Annotated in this window: 23 protein-coding genes; 16 read left to right on the forward strand and 7 right to left on the reverse strand. The window is 56.8% G+C overall.

Annotated elements, in window-relative coordinates; genetic code table 11:
* Positions 1 to 104: 104 nt before the first annotated feature.
* On the forward strand, positions 105 to 314 hold the full coding sequence (locus ACLI4M_RS11310; RefSeq protein WP_048917572.1) for a CsbD family protein: 210 nt from the start codon (positions 105 to 107) through the stop codon (positions 312 to 314).
* Positions 315 to 394: 80 nt separating this feature from the next.
* On the opposite strand, the gene zur is transcribed toward ACLI4M_RS11310, so the two are convergent.
* Complete coding sequence (gene zur, locus ACLI4M_RS11315; protein ID WP_133624970.1) at positions 395 to 904, reverse strand: zinc uptake transcriptional repressor Zur; 510 nt, start codon at positions 902 to 904, stop codon at positions 395 to 397.
* A gap of 449 nt (positions 905 to 1,353) precedes the next feature.
* Between zur and ACLI4M_RS11320 the strand changes: the two genes are divergently transcribed.
* From ACLI4M_RS11320 to pspG, 5 genes are all read left to right on the forward strand, one after another.
* On the forward strand, positions 1,354 to 2,583 hold the full coding sequence (locus ACLI4M_RS11320) for a conjugal transfer protein TraF (RefSeq protein WP_048917591.1): 1,230 nt from the start codon (positions 1,354 to 1,356) through the stop codon (positions 2,581 to 2,583).
* Positions 2,584 to 2,740: 157 nt separating this feature from the next.
* Entirely contained in the window at positions 2,741 to 3,019 is a 279-nt protein-coding gene (locus ACLI4M_RS11325; protein ID WP_133622188.1) for a type II toxin-antitoxin system RelE/ParE family toxin, read from the forward strand.
* Positions 3,019 to 3,303, forward strand: a complete 285-nt coding sequence (locus tag ACLI4M_RS11330; RefSeq protein ID WP_133622187.1) for a HigA family addiction module antitoxin — start codon at positions 3,019 to 3,021, stop codon at positions 3,301 to 3,303. Before ACLI4M_RS11325 ends, ACLI4M_RS11330 begins: the two co-directional genes overlap by 1 nt.
* 308 nt (positions 3,304 to 3,611) lie before the next feature.
* Positions 3,612 to 4,607, forward strand: coding sequence for a tRNA dihydrouridine(20/20a) synthase DusA (gene dusA, locus ACLI4M_RS11335; RefSeq protein ID WP_048917569.1), 996 nt, complete (start codon positions 3,612 to 3,614; stop codon positions 4,605 to 4,607).
* 156 nt (positions 4,608 to 4,763) lie between these two features.
* Positions 4,764 to 4,997, forward strand: a complete 234-nt coding sequence (pspG, locus tag ACLI4M_RS11340) for an envelope stress response protein PspG (RefSeq protein WP_048917568.1) — start codon at positions 4,764 to 4,766, stop codon at positions 4,995 to 4,997.
* Positions 4,998 to 5,266: 269 nt separating this feature from the next.
* On the opposite strand, the gene ACLI4M_RS11345 is transcribed toward pspG, so the two are convergent.
* Positions 5,267 to 6,247 carry a quinone oxidoreductase gene (locus tag ACLI4M_RS11345; protein WP_048917567.1) on the reverse strand — a complete coding sequence of 327 codons (981 nt, stop codon included), beginning with the start codon at positions 6,245 to 6,247 and terminating at the stop codon, positions 5,267 to 5,269.
* 100 nt (positions 6,248 to 6,347) lie between these two features.
* Here ACLI4M_RS11345 and dnaB point away from each other — a divergent pair, with 100 nt between their 5' ends.
* From dnaB to ACLI4M_RS11375, 6 genes are all read left to right on the forward strand, one after another.
* Positions 6,348 to 7,763 (forward strand): replicative DNA helicase, encoded by a 1,416-nt coding sequence (gene dnaB / locus ACLI4M_RS11350; protein ID WP_048917566.1) that lies wholly within the window; start codon positions 6,348 to 6,350, stop codon positions 7,761 to 7,763.
* Positions 7,764 to 7,923: 160 nt separating this feature from the next.
* Positions 7,924 to 8,403: an Lrp/AsnC family transcriptional regulator gene (locus ACLI4M_RS11355; protein ID WP_048917565.1), complete on the forward strand. Its 480-nt coding sequence runs from the start codon at positions 7,924 to 7,926 to the stop codon at positions 8,401 to 8,403.
* A gap of 276 nt (positions 8,404 to 8,679) precedes the next feature.
* Positions 8,680 to 9,294, forward strand: coding sequence for a YitT family protein (locus ACLI4M_RS11360; RefSeq protein ID WP_048917564.1), 615 nt, complete (start codon positions 8,680 to 8,682; stop codon positions 9,292 to 9,294).
* A 39-nt stretch (positions 9,295 to 9,333) separates the two neighbouring features.
* Positions 9,334 to 10,527: an amino acid aminotransferase gene (locus ACLI4M_RS11365; protein ID WP_208864899.1), complete on the forward strand. Its 1,194-nt coding sequence runs from the start codon at positions 9,334 to 9,336 to the stop codon at positions 10,525 to 10,527.
* 105 nt (positions 10,528 to 10,632) lie between these two features.
* Entirely contained in the window at positions 10,633 to 11,052 is a 420-nt protein-coding gene (locus ACLI4M_RS11370) for a secondary thiamine-phosphate synthase enzyme YjbQ (RefSeq protein ID WP_048917562.1), read from the forward strand.
* Between the two features lie 2 nt (positions 11,053 to 11,054).
* Positions 11,055 to 11,378, forward strand: a complete 324-nt coding sequence (locus tag ACLI4M_RS11375; protein WP_133624968.1) for an MmcQ/YjbR family DNA-binding protein — start codon at positions 11,055 to 11,057, stop codon at positions 11,376 to 11,378.
* A gap of 44 nt (positions 11,379 to 11,422) precedes the next feature.
* Here the strand turns inward: ACLI4M_RS11375 and ACLI4M_RS11380 are convergent, their stop codons facing one another.
* Together ACLI4M_RS11380 and uvrA are read right to left on the reverse strand one after the other, a co-directional pair.
* On the reverse strand, positions 11,423 to 12,478 hold the full coding sequence (locus ACLI4M_RS11380) for an NAD(P)-dependent alcohol dehydrogenase (RefSeq protein ID WP_133624967.1): 1,056 nt from the start codon (positions 12,476 to 12,478) through the stop codon (positions 11,423 to 11,425).
* Between the two features lie 300 nt (positions 12,479 to 12,778).
* Positions 12,779 to 15,607: an excinuclease ABC subunit UvrA gene (gene uvrA, locus ACLI4M_RS11385; RefSeq protein ID WP_048917559.1), complete on the reverse strand. Its 2,829-nt coding sequence runs from the start codon at positions 15,605 to 15,607 to the stop codon at positions 12,779 to 12,781.
* Between the two features lie 251 nt (positions 15,608 to 15,858).
* Between uvrA and ssb1 the strand changes: the two genes are divergently transcribed.
* Positions 15,859 to 16,407, forward strand: a complete 549-nt coding sequence (gene ssb1 / locus ACLI4M_RS11390) for a single-stranded DNA-binding protein SSB1 (protein ID WP_048917558.1) — start codon at positions 15,859 to 15,861, stop codon at positions 16,405 to 16,407.
* A gap of 131 nt (positions 16,408 to 16,538) precedes the next feature.
* Here the strand turns inward: ssb1 and ACLI4M_RS11395 are convergent, their stop codons facing one another.
* Both ACLI4M_RS11395 and ACLI4M_RS11400 read right to left on the reverse strand, forming a co-directional pair.
* Entirely contained in the window at positions 16,539 to 16,862 is a 324-nt protein-coding gene (locus ACLI4M_RS11395; protein ID WP_133624966.1) for a hypothetical protein, read from the reverse strand.
* A 21-nt stretch (positions 16,863 to 16,883) separates the two neighbouring features.
* Positions 16,884 to 17,798 (reverse strand): lipid kinase, encoded by a 915-nt coding sequence (locus tag ACLI4M_RS11400; protein WP_133624965.1) that lies wholly within the window; start codon positions 17,796 to 17,798, stop codon positions 16,884 to 16,886.
* A gap of 396 nt (positions 17,799 to 18,194) precedes the next feature.
* Between ACLI4M_RS11400 and gdhA the strand changes: the two genes are divergently transcribed.
* A complete protein-coding gene (gene gdhA / locus ACLI4M_RS11405) occupies positions 18,195 to 19,538 on the forward strand; it encodes an NADP-specific glutamate dehydrogenase (RefSeq protein ID WP_133624964.1) in 1,344 nt (447 codons plus the stop codon).
* Between the two features lie 355 nt (positions 19,539 to 19,893).
* Here the strand turns inward: gdhA and ACLI4M_RS11410 are convergent, their stop codons facing one another.
* Positions 19,894 to 21,291, reverse strand: a complete 1,398-nt coding sequence (locus ACLI4M_RS11410) for an amino acid permease (protein ID WP_133624963.1) — start codon at positions 21,289 to 21,291, stop codon at positions 19,894 to 19,896.
* 337 nt (positions 21,292 to 21,628) lie between these two features.
* Here ACLI4M_RS11410 and dld point away from each other — a divergent pair, with 337 nt between their 5' ends.
* The gene (dld, locus tag ACLI4M_RS11415) at positions 21,629 to 23,320 is read left to right on the forward strand and encodes a D-lactate dehydrogenase (RefSeq protein ID WP_133624962.1); all 1,692 of its coding nucleotides are present in this window, start codon (positions 21,629 to 21,631) and stop codon (positions 23,318 to 23,320) included.
* On the forward strand, positions 23,317 to 24,021 hold the full coding sequence (locus tag ACLI4M_RS11420) for an alpha/beta fold hydrolase (RefSeq protein ID WP_048917553.1): 705 nt from the start codon (positions 23,317 to 23,319) through the stop codon (positions 24,019 to 24,021). Before dld ends, ACLI4M_RS11420 begins: the two co-directional genes overlap by 4 nt.
* Positions 24,022 to 24,137: the final 116 nt, after the last annotated feature.

Below are 24,137 nucleotides of genomic sequence, written 5' to 3' on the forward strand. Positions count from 1 at the left end.
TACAATTATCTCTACGTTAAGCACTTGACCAGATATTTGACTGGTATCTAAGTGGAATTCTTAACCATAAAAGCTGTTTTAACCCAAGGTAGAGGAAACACATCATGAATAAAGACGAAGCCGGCGGTAACTGGAAACAGTTTAAAGGTAAAGTGAAAGAGCAATGGGGCAAGCTGACGGATGACGACCTGACCGTGGTTGAAGGTAAACGCGATCAGTTGGTCGGCAAAATCCAGGAGCGCTACGGCTATCAGAAAGATCAGGCCGAAAAAGAGCTTAAAGACTGGGAAACCCGTAACGATCATCGCTGGTAAGCGACGAACGACAGTAAGTATTAGCTCCTACCCAGGCACATGGAATGTGCCATCCCCCAATAATTCCCGCAAAAAATTTATCAACGCCCGCGCTTTTTACTCTGCACGCTATGATCGTGCTGGCACGCATCCTGATGGGTGCAGGCTTCAATCTCACCACACTCCTGACAAAATCCGTGCGCTTCAATCACACTATGCCCAAGGGTAAAACCTGACTTCAGGGCCAAAGATTTCAAGATATCTTCCACGCCATCCGCATGCTGTTCGCGAACGAGACCGCAGCGATCGCAAATCAACATCGCTGAGGTGTGCGAGGGCTCTTCAAAATGGTGGCAGACCACGTAGCTATTGGTTGACTCGACGCGGTGGATAAAACCCTGCTCCAGCAGGAAGTCCAGCGCCCGATAAATGGTCGGGGGTTTTGCCTGGGGTTCAGAGACGCGCAGCAGGTCCAGCAGGTCATAGGCGCTGATAGCCCCATTCTGTTCGCTCATCAGGCGCAGCACTTCAAGGCGCTGTGGCGTAAGACGCACGCTACGCTGCTGGCAAATCACTTCAGCCTGCGTCAGGATTTTTTCTGCACTGGTAATATTCATGGATCCCCCTCAGGCAAGATAGGATGTTATTTTATCACGTCTGCCACAAAACGCCGAGTTTGCCATTTTAACCTGCCGACCCTGCATTAATGACTGGTATTGCCGATAAGCTAAGCTGATAAAGAACGTTTAATCAGTGGCGGCTTAACGATCAGGTCCAGATTTTTTTTGATTAACACAACTAATCTGATTTGCAGCGCTTAGCGTTTATGTCTACCTTTTTTATAGGGCCGGATGCGTTTTTACCGCGAAGTCACAGTGTAAAAATGCTCAACTGTTAGCGTGTTAACAGATTAATAAAATGGCAATGACCTGAAAAGCCCACTCATTTTCTCTCAATTCACAGCAATGAAATGCTGCCTGTATGTTCATCATTCAGGTATGACGGTTGTGCGCGCGTTTTCGCATTCGCTTTTACATTTTCTATGGTGGATTCTGGGTAAATGGCTAATACATTCAAAAAGTTGATCGGGGTTTCCCGGCCTGTGGTGTTACCCGCTCTGTTTCTGGCGCCTTTCAGCGTGATGGCCGCCGGCAACTATTTCGACGCCCGCAACGATGCGATGGGCGGCACCGGCGTGGCCTCTTCAACCTACGGATCTGCGGTGCTGGCTAACCCAGCCCTGATGACCAAAGCGCAGCCGGAGGATAAGGTCAGTATCATCCTGCCTGCGGCCGGTGCGCAGATCAGTGATAACGATAAACTGATCGACAAAGTTGACGATCTGACCAACTCCGTCGACGGTTATCGTGACCTGCTGAATAACTTCGTCTTCCCCACCGATATTCCGCGTATCCAGGCCGCGGCGGGCGATTTAGCTAACCGGCTGGAGGATATTCGCGGTGAGAAAGCCTGGGGGCAGGCCGGTGCGGCATTTGCCGTGACGGTGCCGAATGATGTGCTGACCTTTGCCCTGGTGACCAAAGCCTACGGAACAGCCTCAGTCAGTAGTGAAATCAGCCAGAGCGATATCGACAACCTGAACGCGGTCGCCGGGGGAGGCTTGCCATCATCGCTGGATCTCACTTCCGTCGGGCTGGGCCGCGGGGCCATCGTCTATGATTTCGGCGTGGCAATGGCGCATGAATTTGATATCGGTGGCCACCCGGTGTCGTTTGGCGTGACGCCGAAACTGCAGAAAACCACGCTGTATAACTACAGCGCCTCGGTGTACACCTACGACAAGTCAGACTTTACCGACGGTCGTTACAAGAACAACAATACCGGCTTTAACGTTGACGCCGGTGTCGCCACCGATCTCGGTGACAACTGGACGTTCGGCCTGAGCGGGCAGAACCTGATTTCGCGTGATATCGACACCAAAGAAGTGAACGGTTACATCGATACCTACCAGATCCGCCCGCTGGTCACTTCCGGCGTGTCGTTCCACACCGAGCGTCTGACCACCGCGCTGGATGTTGACCTGACGCCAACCAAACGCTTTAAGTCAATGCAGGACAGCCAGTACGCTTCGGTCGGTGCAGAATATCGTCTGCTGAGCTGGCTGCAGCTGCGCGCCGGCTACCGCGCCGATATGAAATCGAACGATACCAACGTGTTCACCGGTGGTTTCGGTATTTCACCGTACAACAAGGTGCATCTGGATCTCGCCGGAATGGCGGGTAAGGACAACACCTGGGGCGCAGTGGCGCAGCTGAACTTCACCTTCTGACCCTCTGCGGGCGAGGCTTGCCTCGCCCCTGCGTGATCCCCGTTTTGCGTAGCCAAAACAGTGCCCTGAACTGCACGGATGATGTAAATATCGCCAGGCGTTGCACGTTCAGGAACACGTGGTATACTGTTCCACATTAAGGAACACGGACGCCACAATGATTACAAGCTTCAAACACAAAGGATTGAAAAATTTTTTCATGAAAGCCGATCGTAGCGGGATTGAACAAAAATTGGTGTCCCGCATCAAGACACGGCTTACCGTAATCGACGCGGCTGAAACCATCGATGCTATCAATCTCCCTGGGTATGACCTGCATCAGCTCAAGGGCGATCGTGCCGACATCTGGTCAATCAGTGTCTCCGGGAACTGGCGCATCACGTTCAGGTTTATCGACGGAGATGCAGAAATTCTCAATTTGGAGGATTATCACTAATGAGAATGGCAACCCCCGCCTATCCGGGCGAAATCATCGCAGAGATTTTGGAAGACAATAACGTTAGTCTTCGACAGTTTGCTAAAGCCATGGACATTGCGCCGTCTACAGCAAGCCGTTTGCTGGCAGGGCAAACTTCGGTAACGTCTGAAATGGCGCTGAAATTGGCGGCTGTGGTTGGTAGCACCCCGGAAACCTGGCTGAAGATTCAGACGAACTTCAGCCTGAATGAAGCCAGGAAAAAGACTGATACCAGCCATTTGCACAAGCTGGCATTTGCTTGAGCCGGATTTAGGCACAAAAAAAGGGGTATCCTTTCGGCTACCCCTCTCTGTTACTGCATCTTTTGCCATTCGTCTTTAGCTTCCTTCCTTCGCTTATCAATAAACTCCGCCGGGTCCGAAACATCCACTGTGCGCGGTGATTTCTGATAGCTGCGATCCGGAAAGTCGCGAGGAGCAATTCGCCACCGCGCAGGGTTGATACCAGGGGACGACCGGAAAAAAAGGTCGTCCCCTACAGGATCACTCCCCACCGTGCTATCATTGCGCACAATATCGTCACCCCTTCTGATACAGAGTTAGCGCTTTTCATGACCGAGAAATTACCTGCACACCGCTTTTCCATTGCCCCGATGCTCGACTGGACCGATCGTCACTGCCGTTACTTCCATCGCCAGTTGACGCGGCAGACGCTGCTGTACACCGAAATGGTGACCACCGGCGCGATCATCCACGGTAAAGGCGACTATCTGGCATTCAGCCCGGAAGAGCAGCCGGTTGCACTGCAGCTGGGCGGCAGCGATCCCGCTGCGCTGGCGCAGTGTGCCGTGCTGGCGGAACAGCGCGGCTACAATGAGGTGAACCTCAACGTGGGCTGCCCATCAGACCGCGTGCAGAACGGCCGCTTTGGTGCCTGCCTGATGGGTGAAGCCCAGCTGGTGGCGGATGGCATTAAAGCGATGCGCGACAAGGTCTCGATCCCGGTCACGGTGAAAACCCGCATCGGCATTGATGACCAGGACAGCTATGAATTTCTCTGTGATTTTATCCGCACGGTGTCAGAGCAGGGCGGCTGCGACTCCTTTATCATCCATGCGCGTAAAGCCTGGCTTTCCGGCCTGAGCCCGAAAGAGAACCGTGAAATCCCACCGCTCGACTACCCGCGCGTTTATCAGCTGAAGCGCGATTTCCCGCACCTGACGCTGGCGATTAACGGCGGCGTGAAGACGCTGGAAGAAGCGCAAACTCACCTGCAGCATCTGGACGGCGTAATGATGGGGCGCGAAGCCTATCAGAACCCTGGCCTGCTGGCGCAGGTGGACCAGCAGATTTTCGGCAGCAGTCAGCCGGTGGTGGACCCGGTTGCCGTGGTGCGTTCAATGTACCCCTACATTGAACGTGAACTGGCGAACGGCACCTACCTCGGCCATGTTACCCGTCATATGTTGGGCCTGTTCCAGGGGATCCCGGGTGCGCGCCAGTGGCGGCGTTACCTCAGCGAAAACGCGCACAAAGCGGGCGCGGGCGTTGACGTGGTCGAGAAGGCGCTCTCGCTGGTTGCCGATAAGATCCCTGCCGCAGTTTAAGTTCGTCAAAACTTCACCAGATTGTGATGAATTTCATCAGGGGAAATCCTCCCCTGGTGAATATCTCTCATGAATATCAATCAGTTAACTTCTTCTCCATTCTGGCACGCTTCTTGTAATAGCTCTCCTGGAGTCCAATATCTGGAGCGAGTGATTATGTTAGAGATCCTGTTTGTCATCGGTTTTTTTCTGATGCTGCTGCTGACCGGTATTTCCCTGCTGGGAATTATCGCGGCGCTGCTGGTTGCCACCGTGGTGATGTTCGTGGGTGGGCTGTTTGCTATTGTTATTAAATTGTTGCCGTGGCTGGTGGTGGCGGTGGTTGCCGTGTGGCTGTATCGCGCGTTGCGCAAGCCGTCAGCGGATGATAAGCCCTGGCTATCTCGCTGATATCAATCAGGAGTCTGCTGCTTCCGTGAATGTAATGCGGGCTGGATCACATCATGACAAATTGCTTAGCTGAATATCGCAATTAAACATATTTTTTACTTATGAATTCTGTCAGGATGGTTTAACTGAATCATCACGTATTCATCGCCGCTGACCCTACACCAGCGCGAACTATAAAAAAGAAAGAAACAAAAAGGGGCTTCCGCAAGGGAGCCCCATTTTTTTGCCTGAATGATGCAGTGGGTCAGGCATGCCTGACCCTGGAACATCTAGGGAATCAACAAGCTCGACCCCTGGGTGCCGCGGCTCTCGAGCGTCTGATGCGCCTTTTGCGCATCCGCCAGCGCAAATTTCTGTGCCTGTGGCACATCTACCCTGATCGCGTTGCTGGCAATCAGCGAGAACAGCTCATTGCTGGCCTGCGTCAGCGCCTCACGCGTGGTGATATAGCCGTTGAGCGACGGGCGGGTAACGTACAGCGAGCCTTTCTGATTCAGGATCGCCAGATTCACCCCGGTGACCGGGCCGGAAGAGTTGCCAAAGCTAACCATCAGCCCACGGCGTTGCAGGCAGTCGAGCGAGGCTTCCCAGGTATCTTTCCCCACCGAGTCATACACCACGCGCAGCTTTTTACCGTGCGTCAGCTCGCTGACCCGCCCGGCAATATTCTCTTCGCGATAATTAATGGTGGCCCATGCCCCGGCATCTTTTGCCATCTGCGCCTTCTCCGCTGAGCCGACCGTACCAATCAAATGCGCACCCAGCGCTTTCGCCCACTGGCAGGCAATCAGCCCAACGCCCCCGGCCGCCGCGTGGAACAGGAATACCTCATCCGGCTGCACCACATAGGTCTGGCGCAGCAGGTAATGCACGGTCAGCCCTTTGAGGAAGGAGGCAGCAGCCTGCTCAAAGGAGATGGCATCCGGCAGCAGCGCCAGCTTATCTACCGGCACGTTATGCACTTCACTGTAGGCACCGAGGGAGGATTGCGCGTATACCACGCGGTCACCCGGCTTCAGTTCGCTGACGCCGGGGCCAACACGCGTCACCACGCCTGCCGCTTCGGTGCCTAAACCGGATGGCAGCGGGGCAGGATAAAGCCCGCTGCGCACGTAGGTATCGATATAGTTGATACCTATCGCTTTATTCTCAACCTGCACCTCTCCCGCAGCCGGATCGGCCGGGTCGAAGTCCACCAGTTGCATCACTTCGGGTGCGCCGTGCTGGCTGATTTGTATACGTTTTGCCATGATCACTCCTGTGGATTGCGCCGCGAATGGGGGAGGACGCAGGCTATGCAAACGAGTATACTTGCGCGTCCCCCCACAAGATTTTTGGTATTACATCACTATGGCAGGAAATAAACCCACCAACAAATCCTTCGAAAACCGTGAGCCGCGTGACCGTCAGATGGAAGGTCTGAAGCTGCCGCCGCACTCGCTGGAAGCAGAACAGTCGGTGTTGGGCGGTTTAATGCTGGATAACGAACGCTGGGATAATGTCTCCGAGCGCGTGGTGGCGAAGGACTTCTTCAGCCGACCGCACCGCATGATTTTCGCGGAAATGCAGCACCTGCTGGAACAGGGCAAGCCGATCGATCTGATCACGCTGTCCGAGTCGATGGAAACCAAGGGCGAGCTGAGCATGGTGGGTGGCTTTGCTTATCTGGCCGAGCTGTCGAAAAACACGCCAAGTGCGGCGAACATTGGCGCTTATGCCGATATCGTGCGTGAACGCGCGGTAGTACGTGAGATGATTGCGGTGGCGAATGAGATCGCCGACGCGGGTTACGATCCGCAGGGCCGTACCAGCGAGGATCTGCTCGATCTCGCTGAATCCCGCGTATTCCAGATCGCCGAAAGCCGCGCCAATAAAGATGACGGCCCGAAAAGCGTCGATCAGATCCTCGAAGCCACCATTGCGCGTATTGAATCGCTCTATCAGACGCCGCACGACGGGGTAACCGGCGTCGATACCGGCTATCACGACCTGAACAAGAAGACCGCGGGTCTGCAGCGCTCGGATCTGATTATCGTGGCGGCTCGTCCGGCAATGGGTAAAACCACCTTCGCCATGAACCTGTGTGAAAACGCCGCGATGCTGCAGGATAAACCGGTGCTGATCTTCAGCCTCGAGATGCCCGGCGAGCAGATCATGATGCGTATGCTGGCGTCGCTGTCACGCGTGGACCAGACGCGCATTCGTACCGGCCAGCTGGATGATGAGGACTGGGCGCGTATCTCCAGCACCATGGGCATCCTGCTGGAGAAGAAGAACATGTTTATCGATGACTCTTCCGGCCTGACGCCAACCGAAGTCCGCTCGCGTGCGCGCCGTATCTTCCGCGAGCACGGCGGTCTGAGCATGATCATGATCGACTACCTGCAGCTGATGCGCGTGCCGTCACTGTCCGATAACCGTACGCTGGAGATCGCCGAGATCTCACGCTCGCTTAAGGCGCTGGCGAAAGAGCTGCAGGTGCCGGTGGTGGCGCTGTCGCAGCTTAACCGCTCCCTGGAGCAGCGTGCCGATAAGCGCCCGGTCAACTCCGACCTGCGTGAATCCGGCTCCATCGAGCAGGATGCCGACCTGATCATGTTTATCTACCGTGATGAGGTGTATCACGAAAACAGCGATCTGAAAGGGGTGGCGGAGATCATTCTGGGTAAGCAGCGTAACGGCCCCATCGGCACCGTGCGCCTGACCTTTAACGGCCAGTGGTCACGCTTCGATAACTACGCGGGCCCACAGTACGACGACGAATAATCACATCATTAACGGGCCGATCGAAAAAGAGGATCGGCCCCTACGGTTCACCCCAGCCTCGTTAGCCTCTCCGGATCATCACAAAATAGTGTTGGACAACACTGCAAAAAATGCGGTTATCTGTCGGTAAGCAGTACCCAGCAACCGGCATGGACGAACGATGACCCAGATTGATGATTTCGACCTTAAGATACTGACTTTACTGGAAGCAAACGGCCGCCTGACCAATCAGGAACTGAGCGATATCGTCGGGCTTTCCGCCTCACAGTGTTCCCGCCGCCGCATTAACCTTGAGCAGGCGGGATTGATCCTCGGCTACCACGCCAGGCTGTCGCCGGATGCGGTGGGTTTAGGCATGATCGGCCTGATTGAGGTGCGTCTGATCAACCATACCGCGGAATACGTTGAAAGTTTTCACCGCATGGTGGCGGAGCAGGCGGGCATTGTTGATGCCTATAAAACCACCGGAGATGCCGATTACCTGTTGAAAGTCGCGGTTGCCGATCTCGCCGGGCTGAGTGCTTTAATCAGCCAGCTGGTCGCCGGGCATCAGAGCGTGGCGCATGTGAAAACCTCAGTGGTCCTCAACCGTTTGAAGGAGAATGGTTTGATGTCGGTAAGCGAGACTCTGCTGCGCTAGAATGGTGCGTGTTACGCACCGCAATTGTGCATAAAACTCTGGGTGCATGCGGTATCCGTGCGGTAAAACAGCTTTCAGTGCGTGAAATGATGCTGTATTAATCATTTCATGCACAAAATCGAGCAATAAAGCGCCTTGTATTCAATGGGTTAATTCGCTGGCACCATCCGGTGGTTTGAACCTCCACCGGATTGGTGCGATTTTTGCTAGGTTATTGCTAAAATTTGGCGGTCCCTCTGCCATATCCCTAGTCATAATCACCAGAGAATCAATCTGATGGACAACGTGGTACACCCTGTCAAAATCCCCCATACCCTGCTGGAAGATGTGCTGGCTATCGTGCTCGGCACTCTGATGGTCTCCTTTGGCGTTACCCTGTTAAAACAGGCCGGGGCGTTAACCGGCAGCACTGCAGGCATTGCCTTTCTCATCAGTTACCTGAGCAAAACCTCTTTTGGCCTCGCTTTCTTTCTGATTAACATCCCGTTCTACTGGCTGGCGGTCAGGCGCATGGGCTGGGCATTCACTGTAAAAACCTTCTCTGCCGTGGCGCTGGTTTCGCTCTTCAGCCACCTGCACCCGTTATTTATCCATTTTTCCGCGCTGGATCCCTTTTATGCGACACTGTTCGGTAACGTGGTGATGGGAATTGGGTTTATAGTGTTATTTCGCCATAAGGCCAGCCTTGGCGGCATCAATATTCTGGCGCTGTGGCTGCAGGACCGTTACGGTATCCGTGCCGGAAAATTGCAGATGGTGGTCGATACCTGCGTGGTGCTGGCCTCGCTGTTTGTGGTCTCACGCGAGATGCTGGCAGCCTCAATTGCCGGAGCCGTGGTGCTCAACCTGATTATCGCCATGAACCATCGCCCTGGCCGCTATTTCGTATGAGTCGCTGAATTTATTGATTATTTAATGGAGATTTGCACCGTGTTTCAAAACGTTGATGCCTACGCTGGCGACCCGATCCTCTCCCTGATGGAAACCTTCAAGCAGGATGCCCGCCCGCACAAGGTCAACCTGAGCATTGGTCTGTACTACAACGAGCAGGGTGTGATCCCACAGATGCAGGCTGTTGCCGCCGCTGAAGAGCAGCTGCACGCCCAGCCGCAGGCCGCCTCGCTCTATCTGCCGATGGAAGGGCTGCCGCCTTACCGCAGCGCCATCGCACCTTTGCTGTTCGGCGCCGAGCACCCGGTACTGAAAGCGGGCCGCATCGCCACTATTCAGACGCTGGGCGGTTCCGGTGCGCTGAAAGTCGGTGCCGACTTCCTGAAGTTCTACTTCCCGAATTCGCAGGTGTGGGTCAGCGATCCGACGTGGGAAAACCATATCGCCATCTTCAACGGTGCCGGTTTCACCGTCAATACCTACCCGTGGTACGACACGGCAACCAACGGCCTGAAGTTTGATGCGCTGCTGGAAAAACTCAGTACGCTGCCGGCGCAAAGCATCGTGCTGCTGCATCCGTGCTGTCACAACCCAACCGGTGCTGACCTGACTAATGCGCAGTGGGATGAAGTGACCAGGGTGCTGAAAGATCGCGAGCTGATCCCGTTCCTCGACATCGCCTATCAGGGCTTTGGCGGCGGCATGGAGGAAGATGCCTACGCTATTCGCAGCATCGCCGCAGCGGGCCTGCCAGCGCTGGTCAGTAACTCATTCTCAAAAATCTTCTCGCTGTACGGCGAGCGCGTTGGCGGTCTGTCAATCGTCTGCGATGACGCCGAAGAAGCCGCCCGCGTACTGGGCCAGCTGAAGGCCACCGTGCGCCGCAACTACTCCAGCCCGCCAAACTTCGGGGCGCAGGTGGTTTCCTGCGTGCTGAATAACCCTGAGCTGAAGGCCAGCTGGCTGGCCGAAGTGGAAGCGATGCGCCTGCGTATTATTGAGATGCGCCAGGTGCTGGTGGACGCGCTGACTCAGGCGGTGCCGGGCAAGAACTTCGACTTCCTGCTCAAGCAGCGCGGTATGTTCAGCTACACCGGCCTGAGCGCTGCACAGGTTGATCGTCTGCGTAACGAGTTTGGTGTCTATCTGATCGCCAGCGGCCGCGTCTGCATGGCCGGTCTCAACCGCAACAACGTGCATCAGGTAGCGGAAGCCTTCGCCGCCGTGATGTAATTTCTGCTGGCCGGGGCTGCCCGGCCACAGTTTTTCCCTTTTCAGGTTTACCTTTTCGCCACTTGCTGCACACTTAACGGAACCGATAAGTTAAGGAGCCGTATCATGTGGTATCAGCAAACCCTTACCCTGAACGAAAAACCACGCGGATTTCATCTGGTTACTGACGAAATCCTCGCAGAACTGCGCCGCTTAGCGGATGTTCAGACCGGGCTGTTGCACCTGCTATTGCAGCACACTTCCGCCTCACTGACGCTGAATGAGAACTGCGACCCAACGGTCCGTGCCGATATGGAGCAGCATTTCCTGCGCACGGTACCGGAAGATGCGCCGTATCAGCACGATTACGAAGGGGCCGACGATATGCCCGCCCACATCAAGTCCTCACTGCTGGGCACCTCGCTGATGCTGCCGGTCAGCCGCGGGCGCCTGCTGCTGGGTACCTGGCAGGGGATTTATCTTGGTGAACACCGTATTCACGGCGGGCAGCGGCGCATTGTCGCCACTTTACAGGGGGATGATTAATTATGACGGTTTCCGATTTGCTCACCTACTGCATGAACAAACCCGGCGCGCAGCAGAGCGTGCACAGCGACTGGAAAGCCACGCAGATTAAGGTCGATGATGTGATGTTTGCCATGGTGCACGAGATTGATGGCCACCCGGCGGTGGCACTGAAGTGCAGCCCGGCGCTGGCGGAGTTGATCCGCGAGCAGCACAGCGATGTGCATCCCAGCGCGCACCTCAATCCGTCGCACTGGAACACCGTACTGCTCGACGGTTCGCTTAAAGATTCACAGATCTATTATCTGGTCGATGCATCGCTGCAGCAGATCCAGAAACAGGGCTGACCTCGACGAAACCCGTAGGGGTCGGGCATGCCCGACCCGCTTTATTATGAGGCGCGCAGTGAATCGATATCGATCACGAAACGGTACTTCACGTCGCTTTTCAGCATACGCTCGTAGGCCTCATTGATCTGATCGATCTTAATCATCTCGATATCGGAAGTGATGTTGTGCTTACCACAGAAATCCAGCATCTCCTGCGTCTCTTTGATCCCACCGATCAGCGATCCTGCCACGCTGCGGCGTTTGAAGATCATATTAACCACCTGCGTTGACGGATGGTCATGCTCCGGCACGCCAACCAGCGTCATGGTGCCATCGCGGCGCAGCAGGTTGATAAACGGGTTGAGATCGTGCTGAGCAGCAACGGTGTTAAGAATGAAGTCGAAGCTGTTGGTGTGCTGCGCCATCTGATCGGCATCTTTCGAGATCACCACTTCATCGGCGCCCAGGCGCTTACCGTCTTCTACTTTAGAAGGCGAAGTAGTGAAGAGCACCACGTGTGCACCCATCGCATGAGCAATTTTCACGCCCATATGACCCAGTCCGCCAAGGCCAACGATACCGACTTTTTTGCCCGGGCCAACGCCCCAGTGATGCAGTGGGGAGAAGGTGGTGATACCCGCGCACAGCAGCGGAGCAGCACCGGCCGGATCAAGATTTTCCGGCACGCGCAGCACGAAGTCTTCGTGTACGACCACTTGAGTCGAGTAACCGCCGTAGGTGATATCGCCGCTGGTGCGGTCTTTACCGTTGTAGGTGCCGACGAAACCCTCTTCGCAGTACTGCTCAAGATCCTCTTTACAGCTGTCGCAGGTGCGGCAGGAGTCGACCATACAGCCTACGCCGACCAGATCGCCAACTTTGTATTTATGGCCGTGCGCGCCGACTGCCGTCACGCGGCCAACAATCTCGTGGCCTGGCACTACCGGAAAGATCGTGTTGCGCCATTCATTGCGCGCCTGGTGCAGGTCAGAGTGGCACACGCCGCAGTACTGCACTTCAATCTGCACATCATGTTCACGCAGTTCGCGCGGTTTAAACTCAAACGGAGCCAGCGGAGATTTTGCGTCCTGAGCGGCATAAGCATGCGTAATATTCATTGGTCTCTCCAGTTGTGGATGATGTGGCGCATTGGCCGTAATGGCGGGAGCAGGCAGCAGGAAAAGCGGGCCTTCTCCGCAAAAAGATGAAGGTTAAGCATAGTCACTCAACGGCGTAACGGGTATATCCAAAACTCTCTAAGTCTTGCCTGATCCTGCAAGATTTTGTGGTAATTGTAAGAAAAGTGCAGCAAATAGCGGGGAAAACCAGGGCTGACAGTAGCGGGGCAGGCATGCCCGACCCGTACGGGATTGCGGCGGGTATAAGCCAGGGGCGAGGCATGCCTCGCCCGTCGGTTATTAACCCTGTAACAGCGGTTTCAGGAAGCGCGCGGTGTGCGAACGCTCGCACTGCGCCACGGTTTCCGGCGTGCCGGAGACGAGGATTTCACCGCCGCCGCTGCCGCCTTCCGGGCCGAGATCGACAATCCAGTCGGCGGTTTTGATCACATCAAGGTTGTGCTCAATCACCACGATGGTATTGCCCTGGTCGCGCAGCTGGTGCAGGACTTCCAGCAACTGCTGGATATCGGCGAAGTGCAGACCGGTGGTCGGCTCATCAAGGATATACAGCGTCTGCCCGGTGCCGCGCTTCGACAGCTCACGCGCCAGCTTCACGCGCTGCGCTTCACCGCCGGACAGCGTGGTAGCCGACTGACCGAGGCGGATATACGACAGGCCAACGTCCATCAGCGTTTGCAGCTTACGCGCCAGCGCCGGTACCGCATCGAAGAACTCACGCGCTTCTTCAATGGTCATCTCCAGCACTTCATGAATGCTCTTGCCCTTGTACTTTACTTCCAGCGTCTCGCGGTTATAGCGTTTGCCTTTACACTGGTCGCACGGCACGTAGATATCCGGCAGGAAGTGCATCTCAACCTTGATCACGCCGTCGCCCTGGCAGGCTTCGCAGCGCCCGCCGCGCACGTTAAAGCTGAAACGCCCCGGCGTGTAGCCACGGGTACGTGATTCCGGCACCCCGGCAAACAGCTCGCGCACCGGGGTAAAGATACCGGTATAGGTTGCCGGGTTGGAGCGCGGCGTGCGGCCAATCGGGCTTTGATCGATATCGATAACTTTGTCGAAGTGCTCCATGCCGCTGATGCTGCGGTAAGGCGCGGCTTCGGCAATGGTGGCGCCGTTCAGCTGGCGCTGGGCCAGCGGGAACAGGGTATCGTTGATCAGCGTCGATTTACCGGAGCCGGACACGCCGGTAACGCAGGTAAACAGGCCAACCGGCAGCGTCAGGGTGACATCCTTCAGGTTGTTGCCGCTGGCTCCGGTCAGCTTCAGCACTTTCGCCGGGTCGCCCTTCACCCGCTCCTCAGGAATGGCGATGCCGCGCTTGCCGCTGAGGAACTGCCCGGTCAGCGACGCTTCTACAGCCATAATGTCGTCAACGGTGCCTTCGGCGACAATCTGCCCGCCGTGCACGCCCGCGCCGGGCCCGATATCGATCACATGGTCAGCAGCGCGAATCGCATCTTCATCATGCTCCACCACAATCACCGTATTGCCGAGATTGCGCAGGTGGACCAGCGTTTCCAGCAGGCGTTCATTGTCGCGCTGATGCAGACCGATAGACGGCTCATCCAGTACGTACATCACGCCGACCAGTCCGGCACCAATCTGGCTGGCCAGACGAATACGCTGCGCCTCACCGCCGGAGAGCGTTTCCGCCGAGCGCGACATCGACAGGTAGTTCAGCCCGACGTTCACCAGGAACTTCAGGCGGTCGCCGATCTCTTTCAGCACTTTCTCAGCAATCTGCGCGCGCTGGCCGCTGAGCTTCATATTCTGGAAAAACGCCATCGCATGGCCGATGCTCATATCTGAGATGGTCGGCAGCGTGGTGTTCTCAACAAAAACGTGGCGTGCTTCACGGCGCAGACGGGTGCCGTGGCAGCTGGTGCAGGAGCGGTTACTGATAAATTTCGCCAGCTCTTCGCGTACCGCAGACGATTCTGTCTCTTTATAACGGCGCTCGATATTGTGCAGCACGCCCTCGAACGGATGGCGGCGCACTGAAGTGTCTCCGCGATCGTTGACGTATTTAAACTCGATATTGTCTTTGCCGGAACCGTACAGGATCACCTTGCGGCTCTCTTCCGGCAGGGAGTTGAACGGCGCTTCGATATCAAACTTCAGATGCTCCGCCAGCGAGCGCAGCATCTGGAAATAGTAGAAGTTGCGGCGGTCCCAGCCGCGGATCGCGCCGCCGGCCAGCGACAGCTCCGGGTTCTGCACCACGCGCTCCGGGTCGAAATACTGCTGAACGCCCAGCCCGTCACAGGTCGGGCAGGCACCGGCCGGGTTATTGAAGGAGAACAGGCGGGGTTCCAGCTCGTTCATGCTGTAGCCGCAAATCGGGCAGGCGAAGTTGGCCGAGAACAGCAGCTCTTCAGCGGCGGCGTCATCCATATCGGCCACCACGGCGGTGCCGCCGGAGAGCTCCAGCGCGGTTTCAAACGACTCTGCCAGGCGCTGCGCGAGATCGTCACGTACCTTAAAGCGGTCCACCACCACTTCGATGGTGTGTTTCTTCTGCAGTTCCAGCTTTGGCGGATCGGAGAGATCGCACACTTCACCGTCGATGCGGGCGCGGATATAGCCCTGGCTGGCGAGGTTTTCCAACGTTTTGCTGTGCTCACCTTTGCGATCTTTGACGATCGGGGCCAGCAGCATCAGGCGGCGGCCTTCCGGCTGCGCCAGCACGTTGTCCACCATCTGGCTGACGGTCTGTGCCGCCAGCGTGACGTCGTGATCCGGACAGCGCGGTTCGCCAACGCGGGCAAACAGCAGGCGCAGGTAGTCATGGATTTCGGTGATGGTGCCGACGGTGGAACGCGGGTTATGCGAGGTAGATTTCTGCTCGATCGAAATCGCCGGAGAGAGCCCCTCAATGTGGTCAACGTCCGGTTTTTCCATCAGTGACAGGAACTGGCGCGCATAGGCGGAGAGCGATTCAACGTAGCGGCGCTGACCCTCGGCGTACAGCGTATCAAACGCCAGCGAGGACTTGCCGGAACCTGACAGGCCGGTCACCACGATCAGTTTATCGCGCGGAATGGTCAGGTTGATGTTTTTCAAATTGTGGGTGCGGGCACCCCGTACTTCGATCTTATCCATTCACAATTCCCGGATTAGCACAAACCTCACCATGCCTGCCCGGCACGGCCAGAAAGAAACGTGTCATTATGGCACAAAAAAACCTGAATGGATAACCAGTGTTTTGCCCTGAAGTGCCATGCAAACTGATGCAACGCTGCAACGAAAGTAAGCCTTTTTCGAGGCGTCTCCTAAATGTAGGATCTCAGGGTAGCCCATGATAGAATTTTGCGCCTAGACTTAGAGAACGAACATTAACCGGAGAGAGCAACATGGCCAGCAGAGGCGTAAACAAAGTAATTTTAGTCGGAAATCTGGGGCAGGACCCGGAAGTTCGCTACATGCCGAATGGCGGTGCCGTTGCCAACATCACTCTGGCTACCTCCGAATCCTGGCGCGACAAGCAGACCGGCGAAACCAAAGAGAAAACTGAATGGCACCGCGTTGTGCTGTTCGGCAAGCTGGCAGAAGTGGCCGGTGAATACCTGCGTAAAGGCTCTCAGGTTTATATCGAAGGCGCACTGCAGACCCGTAAATGGACTGACCAGGCTGGCGTTGAGAAGTACACCACCGAAGTTGTGGTTAACGTTGGCGGCACCATGCAGATGCTGGGCGGTCGTGCTCAGGGCGGCGGTGCTCCAGCAGGCGGCGGTCAGGGCGCAGGCAACAACAACGGTTGGGGCCAGCCTCAGCAGCCACAGGGCGGCAACCAGTTCAGCGGCGGCGCACAGCAGTCCCGTCCGCAGCAGGCTCCACAGCAGAACAGCGCACCTGCTAACAATGAGCCACCAATGGACTTCGACGACGACATCCCTTTCTGATTTGACAGCGTCGTCAGCGAGTCAAAAAAAGCCCCGCATACCAATGCGGGGCTTTTTGTTTTCAGCTCATTTAGAGGGTTCTTTGTCTTTTCTCTTGCCCCATTGATGGGATAACCCTTGTAGACAGGCTGTCAGTTACTCTCCGATTCCGCCTCTTCCGCCTCTTTGCCTTGCTCGTCATCTCCGCCGGAAATCAAATCACTCAGCTTCATCTCGCCCAGTTCGCTGATCTTTTTCTTCGCCTCATCCAGCGGTTGTGCGGCATTCAGCTCGGCCATTTTTTGGTCGGCGAGATCGGTGGCCTGTTTGCGGGTTTCATCCCACTGGGATTGCGCGGATTCGACCAGGCTGGTCGCACTCTTATCGGCTTCTTTGATCTTCTCTTTGGTGGCGTCGTCGCAGGCGGCGATCATCGTCACCATCGCGGTTATGACCAGAATACCTAACTTTTTCATGATGAAGTTTCCCAGATTAATTTAAAGAGCAGGGTTAGCCGCAGGCGCAAACACCTGAATAGCTTTAGTTTTGATTGTGAAGCGAGCAGGGGTCTGCCCGATCAGCTCACCGTCGGCGTTGATATCATGCGGGCGACGGGTGGTCAGCGTCAGCGCGGTGGTGGAAAGCGTGCGCACCTTGCGCCAGCGGCCATGCGTGCCGCGCCGCAGCGCAGGCAGCAGGGCGATCATCTGCCACCAGTGCGCCACTTCCAGGCTGTACACGTCCAGTAATCCGTCATCGGGGGCAGCACTCTGTTCCACGGTCATCCCGCCACCGTAAAAACGCCCGTTTCCGACTGAAACCTGTACGGTTTTCACCTTCTCGGTCACGCCGTCATGCTCGATGCTGGCGCTAAACGGGCGGCTCTGTTTCAGCAGCTTAAACGCGGCCAGCGCATAGCCGAAGGTGCCCCAGCGCTTTTTCGATTCGGCGGTCAGATGGCGGGCAAGCGTGGCGGAAAAGCCGATGCTGGAGACGTTGAAAAACAGGTGGCCATTAACTTCGCCAAGATCGACCTCCCGGCGATGTCCGGCGGCAATAATTTTTACCGCCTGCTGCAGATCGTTGCTGATGCCGAGCGTGCGGGCAAAATCATTGGCGGTACCCAGCGGCAATACGCCGAGCGGCAAGCCGCTGCTCATTAACCCCGGCGCTGCGGCATTCAGGCTGCCGTCACCGCCGCCAACAATCACCAGATCAATGCCGTCGGCCCAGGCGCGGATCAGGTCACTGCTGCTGCGGCGATCCTCTTTTGGCGGTTCAATCACGTCGATGCGGTGCGCTGACAGGCTCTGTTTCGCCTGCTGGCGTAGCGCTTTGCCATTGCGCGAATGCTCATTGATCAATAACAGCGCGGTCAGATTGAGTGGCTCAGAATCGGTGTTATCTCTCATTAGGCTTAATTCAACTCATTGAACGGAACGGGGGGAGAGTGCATCGAATCACGGTAATGAGCAGGTGAGCAATCGCCATTTCTCATGTTTACATTTATCGATAAATCATGACGTCCCCTTTTTCTGCCTCTGCGCCAATTACCCCTGTTTATCTCACGATTTCGGTCATAACTTTTTCTTATCGGTCGTCTCTGCCTTGAGGGGGCGCCAGGGCAGAGCTGGCGGTGCTTTGCGCGATTTTTGCTGCTTTTCCCTGCGCTTTTCAGCTCATCACTTTTTCATTGCACCCTTAAAGTGCGGTGATATAGTCGCGCAAGGAACCTCATCATCCCTCTGATTATCCTGAAAAATAATGAATGTCATTAGGGCTAGCTCATCTCGCATAAGGAATTTGTTATGACAGCTTTTACCTCTCTGGAAGCGTTTCTCACCTCTTTACAGCAGCGCGATCCGCATCAGCCAGAGTATCTGCAGGCGGTGCGCGAAGTATTCACCTCCCTGTGGCCATTCCTCGAACAAAACCCTCACTATCAGCAGCAGGCGCTACTGGAGCGGCTGGTTGAGCCGGAGCGCGCTATTCAGTTCCGCGTGGCCTGGGTTGATGATAAAGGCCAGGTACAGGTTAATCGTGCGTGGCGCGTGCAGTTCAGCTCGGCGATTGGTCCGTATAAAGGAGGGATGCGCTTTCATCCATCGGTAAATCTGTCGATCCTCAAGTTCCTCGGCTTCGAGCAGACCTTTAAAAATGCGCTGACGACGTTACCCATGGGCGGTGGCAAGGGCGGTTCTGACTTCAACCCGAAAGGGAAAAGTCACGGTGAAGTGATGCGCTTCTGTCAGGCGCTGATGACCGAACTGTATCGCCACCTTGGCCCGGATACCGACGTTCCGGCCGGGGATATCGGCGTGGGCGGGCGCGAAGTGGCATTTATGGCTGGGATGATGAAGAAGCTGTCGAATAACACCGCCTGCGTGTTCACCGGCAAAGGACTGTCGTTCGGCGGCAGTCTGATCCGCCCGGAAGCGACCGGCTATGGCCTGGTGTACTTTACCGACGCGATGCTGAAACGCCACGGTCTGGGCTTTGAGGGCAGCACGGTTGCCGTGTCCGGCGCGGGCAACGTGGCGCAGTATGCGATTGAAAAGGCGATGGCGCTGGGCGCGCGCGTGCTGACCGCGTCGGATTCACGCGGCACGGTAGTGGATGAAGCGGGCTTTACGCCTGCGAGCCTGGCGCATCTGGCCGAGATCAAAAACGAACGATACGGCAGCGTGGAAGAGTATGCGCGCGAACGCAACCTGGTGTATCTCGCCGGGCAGCAGCCGTGGAGCGTGCCGGTGGATATCGCGCTGCCGTGCGCCACGCAGAATGAGCTGGATCTACCTGCCGCCCGTCTGCTGATTGCCAATGGCGTAAAGGCGGTGGCGGAAGGTGCCAACATGCCAACCACCATCCAGGCGACCGATGCGTTTCTTGATGCGGGCGTGCTGTTTGCGCCCGGCAAGGCAGCGAATGCGGGCGGGGTGGCGACTTCCGGGCTGGAGATGGCGCAGAACGCCGCCCGTCTGAGCTGGAAGGCGGAGAAGGTCGATATCCGCCTGCAACATATCATGCTGGATATCCACCACGCCTGCGTGGAGCACGGCGGGGAGGGCAAGCAGACGCAGTATGTGCGCGGCGCCAACATTGCCGGATTCGTCAAAGTCGCCGACGCGATGCTGGCGCAGGGCGTGCTGTAAGCGCGATAAACACCCGGCAGGGGCCGATCTTTTTCCGATCGGCCCGTCCCCATGTTGCACCGACGGGCGGACCGGAAAAGAGGGTCCGCCCCTACAAATAACGTGGTTCTCACCTGTAGGGGCCGATCCTCTTTACCGATCGGCCCTACCCATGTTGCCCCGACGGGCGGACCGGAAAAGAGGGTCCGCCCCTACAAATAACGTGGTTCTCACCTGTAGGGGCCGATCCTCTTTACCGATCGGCCCTACCCATGTTGCACCGACGGGCGGACCGGAAAAGAGGGTCCGCCCCTACAAAACAACGCGGTTCTCACCCGTAGGGGCCGATCCTCTTTTTCGATCGGCCGCCGGGCCATTACAAAACCGTGGCGGTCTGCTGCTGCTCCCGGCGCTGCTTCACCCGCCAGAACCACGCCAGCAGGATAAACCACAGCGGCATTGCACAGAGCGCGCTCAGCGTATCCGGGTCAAACACCATCACCACCAGCGAGAACAGGAAAAACAGCAGGGTTAGCCAGCTCATCACAATCCCCGCCGGCATCTTAAACGTCGCGCGCTGGTGCAGTTGCGGGCAGCGCTTGCGGTACACCAGATAGGCCACCAGAATCATCCCCCAGCTGTAAATCACCAGGATTGCCGCCAGCGTCGACACCACGGTAAACAGCGTCATCACGTTCGGCACCAGGAACAGCAGCAGCGTCCCGCTTAACATGCAAAAGCAGGAGAACATCAGGCTGCGCACCGGAATGCGCGTGGTGCGCGACAGAATGCGGAACTGCCAGTGGGCGTGCTGCTCAACCGACAGGCCATAAAGCATGCGCGTGCTGGAGTAGACGCCGCTGTTGGCCGAGGACATCGCCGAGGTCAGGGCCACAAAGTTGATCACCGCGGCGGCGGCAGGCAGGCCCGCCTTGGCAAACAGCGTGACGAACGGGCTGGTCTCCGGCGAAATATGCTGCCACGAGGTCACCGCAATAATCACCACCATCGAAAGCACATAGAAGATGATGATGCGCAGCGGAATCGCCTTGATCGCCTTCGGCAGCACCGTCTGCGGCGATTTGGTTTCGGCGCTCATGGTGCCGAGCAGCTCAATACCGGTGTAGGAGAAAATCGCGATCTGGAAACCGGCAAAAAAGCCGACAATGCCGTGCGGCATAAACACCGCCGGGTCGCTGAGGTTATGCAGCGAGGCGGTCACGCCGTCCGGGGAGGTCCAGCCGGTTGCCACCATCCAGATGCCGGTGACAATCAGCGCCACAATGGCGATCACCTTAATAATCGCAAACCAGAATTCCGCCTCGCCAAACATTTTCACCGACAGCAGGTTAAACAGGCACAGCAACCCAAGGGTGAACAGCGCCGGTATCCACGGTGACAGCTGCGGTAGCCAGTACTGTACATAACCTCCGCACACCACCACATCGGCAATACAGGTCACCACCCAGCTCAGCCAGTAGGACCAGCCGAGGAAGAAGCTGGCCTTAGGGCCGAGATAGTCGGAAACGAAATCGGCGAAGGAGCGGTAATCGAGCTTTGTCAGCAGCACTTCACCCATCGCGCGCATCACCATATACATAAAGAAGCCGACCACGATATAGGTGATAAGGATCGAGGTGCCGGAAACGGCGATGGTTTTGCCCGCGCCCATAAACAGCCCGGTGCCGATCGCACCGCCGAGGGAGATAAGCTGAATATGGCGTGAACTCAGGCCGCGATGCAGGTGTTGCTGCGCATCCGTTTGGTCAGACATAGCATCCTCTCAACATTGTATTATTAGCGGGCAAAACCACCCCTTCCCCATAGAAATATCAGGGCGTTACGAGCGCAGGAAGTCGGTAAGTGGGCATCATGCTGGCGCTGTGCTGTAACAAAGTCAACACAGTGTCATCCGTAATTATTCACTTTATGATCACATTCAACTTTTTGAAAAACAGAGGGAAATTTTTTTATATGCATTTTTACTGCATATAAGTTGCATAAAATTGCGTTATCTATACCAGAGTAAAAAGTTAACTAATTATTCATTCGTAAGCGGGTCAGGTACACTCGATGCGGCAAAAAAATAAACGCTAAGGAGAGGCAAGAAGATGCAACACGCTCTTACCCTGCAACAGCTGACCGACCTGGTCAGCGCCGATAATCTGATTACCGATAGCTACCAGAAAGCCTGGTACTGCAAAGGCTTTCGCGTCGGGCACGGTGATGCGCTGGCGGTGGTGCTGCCGGAAACGCTGCTGCAGCTGTGGCAGGTGCTGCAGGTGTGCCAGCAGGATGACTGCATAATTTTGATGCAGGCATCTAATACCGGGGTGACCGGCGGTTCAACGCCGCACGGTGATGACTACGATCGCCCGGTGATTATCGTCAGCACGCGCAAGATCAAAGGCGTGCAGGTGATTGATAATGCAGAGCAGATTATTGCCTTTCCCGGCAGCACCCTGACCGAGCTGGAAGCGGCGCTTGCCCCTTACAATAAGGAGCCGCATTCGGTGATCGGCTCCTCGTGCATTGGCGCGTCGGTGGTGGGCGGTATCTGTAATAATTCCGGCGGCTCGCTGCTGCAGCGCGGCCCGGCGTTTACCGAGAAGTCGCTGTTTGCGCAAATTACCGAGGACGGCCAGCTGCTGCTGGTCAATCACCTCGGTATCGATCTCGGCACTGCGCCGGAGGAGATCATCGCCAACCTGGAGGCCGGGCAGTACACCACCGGTACCGCGCCGGATTGGGCGGGTAAGATCTGGGCGGATGACTATGCGGCGGTGATCAAAGACGTGGCGGCGGAAACCCCAACGCGCTTCAACGGCAATCCGCAGTATCTGCACGACAGCGCGGGCTGCGCCGGCAAAGTGATCGTTTTCGCCGTGCGCCTGGCAACCTTTGACGCTACCCCGCAGGAGGACACCTTCTATATCGGCAGCAACGATGAGCAGGTGCTGCTCGGCCTGCGCCGCTATCTGATTGAGAATCTGGAAACCCTGCCGATTCAGGCGGAGTATATCCACCGCAACGCCTTCCGTTTGACGCTGCGCTATGCCCGCCATATGTTCCTGTCGATCAAGCGCCTTGGCCCGGCGGCGCTGCCCGGCCTGATGCGTAAAAAGGCGTTGTGGGATGCGCGGGTGAAAAAGCTGAAGCTGTTCCCTGCCAACACCATCGATAAGCTGATCCAGTGGGGCAACCGCGTGACGCCATCAACCGTGGCGCCGCGCCTGCTCTCCTGGCATCGCCGCTATGAACACCATCTGATGATTAAACTGGCCCACGATGAGGTTGCGTCGATGAGCCGTCTGCTGACGGCCTTTTTCGCCGCGCGCAACGGCGAGTGGTTTCACTGCAGCGAAGCTGAACAGCAGGATGCGTTTCTGGTGCGTTTCGGCGTGGGTGCCTGCACGGTGTTCTACTGCGACTATTACGGTATTAATACCGACGACAGGCTGATCGCCTTTGACGTCGCCCTGCGCCGTAACGATACGCAGTGGCTGATCCACCTGCCGCCGGAGCTACAGTCACAGGTGCTGGAAAACTCCTGCTGCGGCCACTTCTTCTGCCTGGTCAACCATCAGGACTACATCCTCAAGCCGGGCGTTGATGGCGCCCGGTTCAAGGCGGCGGTGCTGGAGTATCTCGACCAGCGCGGGGCGAAATATCCGGCCGAGCACAATATTGGCCACCTGTATCACGCCTCACAAGCGCATCAGCAGCACTTCCATCAGCTCGATCCCACCAATAGCTGCAATCCGGGCATTGGCAAAACCAGCAAGAAGAAGCACTGGGCATGAATCCGACACCGTTAGTTTTACTGCCCGGCGTGATGTGTGATGCCGGGCTGTGGCAGCGTATGCTGCCGGAGCTGGAGCAGCTTGGCCCGCTGATTTACGGCGATCTGTCGCAGGGGCGCTCCATTACGGAGATGGCCGATGCGGTACTGGCAGCCTGCCCGCCACGGTTCACGCTGGTGGGGTTCTCAATGGGCGGATATGTTGCGCGCGAGATCCTGCGCCGGGTGCCGCAGCGCGTGCAGAGTCTGGTGCTGATCGCCACCTCCAGCGCGGCGGACAGTGAGGCGATGGCGGAGTTTAAGCAGGCGGTGGCGGAGAATCTGCAGCGCGCCAGCGGCACCTTCCACGGCATCGGCCAGCGGGCGATCGCGCAATCGCTGAGCCGTGACCATCAGTCCGACCCGCAGCTGCAGCAGGCGATCCTCGATATGAGCGTGCGCCTCGGGCGCGAGACCTTTATCCGCCAGCTGCGGATGCCGCGCAGCAGCGACACCGATCTCCTGTCGGCCATCCGCTGCCCCACGCTGGTGATTGCCGCCGCCGACGATCGCATGCGCACGCTGGAAGAGTCGCGGCAGCTGGCGGCGGCCATTCCCGCATCGCGGCTGGAAGTGGTCGAAAACAGTGGGCATATGCTGCCGCTGGAGCAGCCCGGTGCGCTGCTTATGCTGCTGCGCGACTGGCTGGGCAACGCAGCATAAACAGTTACTAAAAAAACAGGCGGGCAGAGGGGCGCAGGGCTGGATTAGCCGGATAATTTCAATACAATCACTGTCGGCCAGGATGGCACTAAAATGCTCAGGAGTGTAAGTGGTGA

Origin of the sequence: Erwinia sp. LJJL01 (genome assembly GCF_047300805.2) — a bacterium.
Lineage (GTDB): Bacteria > Pseudomonadota > Gammaproteobacteria > Enterobacterales > Enterobacteriaceae > Erwinia > Erwinia aphidicola.

What these genes read in the sequence shown, in the direction of transcription:
- ACLI4M_RS11395 (WP_133624966.1), bottom strand. Translation starts at nt 16,862, where the DNA reads ATGAAAAAGTTAGGTATTCTGGTCATAACCGCGATGGTGACGATGATC.
- ACLI4M_RS11410 (WP_133624963.1), bottom strand. Translation starts at nt 21,291, where the DNA reads ATGTCTGACCAAACGGATGCGCAGCAACACCTGCATCGCGGCCTGAGT.
- pspG (WP_048917568.1), top strand. Translation starts at nt 4,764, where the DNA reads ATGTTAGAGATCCTGTTTGTCATCGGTTTTTTTCTGATGCTGCTGCTG.
- dusA (WP_048917569.1), top strand. Translation starts at nt 3,612, where the DNA reads ATGACCGAGAAATTACCTGCACACCGCTTTTCCATTGCCCCGATGCTC.
- ACLI4M_RS11310 (WP_048917572.1), top strand. Translation starts at nt 105, where the DNA reads ATGAATAAAGACGAAGCCGGCGGTAACTGGAAACAGTTTAAAGGTAAA.
- ACLI4M_RS11380 (WP_133624967.1), bottom strand. Translation starts at nt 12,478, where the DNA reads ATGAATATTACGCATGCTTATGCCGCTCAGGACGCAAAATCTCCGCTG.
- dnaB (WP_048917566.1), top strand. Translation starts at nt 6,348, where the DNA reads ATGGCAGGAAATAAACCCACCAACAAATCCTTCGAAAACCGTGAGCCG.
- ACLI4M_RS11320 (WP_048917591.1), top strand. Translation starts at nt 1,354, where the DNA reads ATGGCTAATACATTCAAAAAGTTGATCGGGGTTTCCCGGCCTGTGGTG.
- ACLI4M_RS11420 (WP_048917553.1), top strand. Translation starts at nt 23,317, where the DNA reads ATGAATCCGACACCGTTAGTTTTACTGCCCGGCGTGATGTGTGATGCC.
- dld (WP_133624962.1), top strand. Translation starts at nt 21,629, where the DNA reads ATGCAACACGCTCTTACCCTGCAACAGCTGACCGACCTGGTCAGCGCC.
- uvrA (WP_048917559.1), bottom strand. Translation starts at nt 15,607, where the DNA reads ATGGATAAGATCGAAGTACGGGGTGCCCGCACCCACAATTTGAAAAAC.
- gdhA (WP_133624964.1), top strand. Translation starts at nt 18,195, where the DNA reads ATGACAGCTTTTACCTCTCTGGAAGCGTTTCTCACCTCTTTACAGCAG.
- ACLI4M_RS11325 (WP_133622188.1), top strand. Translation starts at nt 2,741, where the DNA reads ATGATTACAAGCTTCAAACACAAAGGATTGAAAAATTTTTTCATGAAA.
- ACLI4M_RS11375 (WP_133624968.1), top strand. Translation starts at nt 11,055, where the DNA reads ATGACGGTTTCCGATTTGCTCACCTACTGCATGAACAAACCCGGCGCG.
- ACLI4M_RS11345 (WP_048917567.1), bottom strand. Translation starts at nt 6,247, where the DNA reads ATGGCAAAACGTATACAAATCAGCCAGCACGGCGCACCCGAAGTGATG.
- ACLI4M_RS11355 (WP_048917565.1), top strand. Translation starts at nt 7,924, where the DNA reads ATGACCCAGATTGATGATTTCGACCTTAAGATACTGACTTTACTGGAA.
- ACLI4M_RS11330 (WP_133622187.1), top strand. Translation starts at nt 3,019, where the DNA reads ATGAGAATGGCAACCCCCGCCTATCCGGGCGAAATCATCGCAGAGATT.
- ACLI4M_RS11370 (WP_048917562.1), top strand. Translation starts at nt 10,633, where the DNA reads ATGTGGTATCAGCAAACCCTTACCCTGAACGAAAAACCACGCGGATTT.
- ACLI4M_RS11400 (WP_133624965.1), bottom strand. Translation starts at nt 17,798, where the DNA reads ATGAGAGATAACACCGATTCTGAGCCACTCAATCTGACCGCGCTGTTA.
- ACLI4M_RS11360 (WP_048917564.1), top strand. Translation starts at nt 8,680, where the DNA reads ATGGACAACGTGGTACACCCTGTCAAAATCCCCCATACCCTGCTGGAA.
- ssb1 (WP_048917558.1), top strand. Translation starts at nt 15,859, where the DNA reads ATGGCCAGCAGAGGCGTAAACAAAGTAATTTTAGTCGGAAATCTGGGG.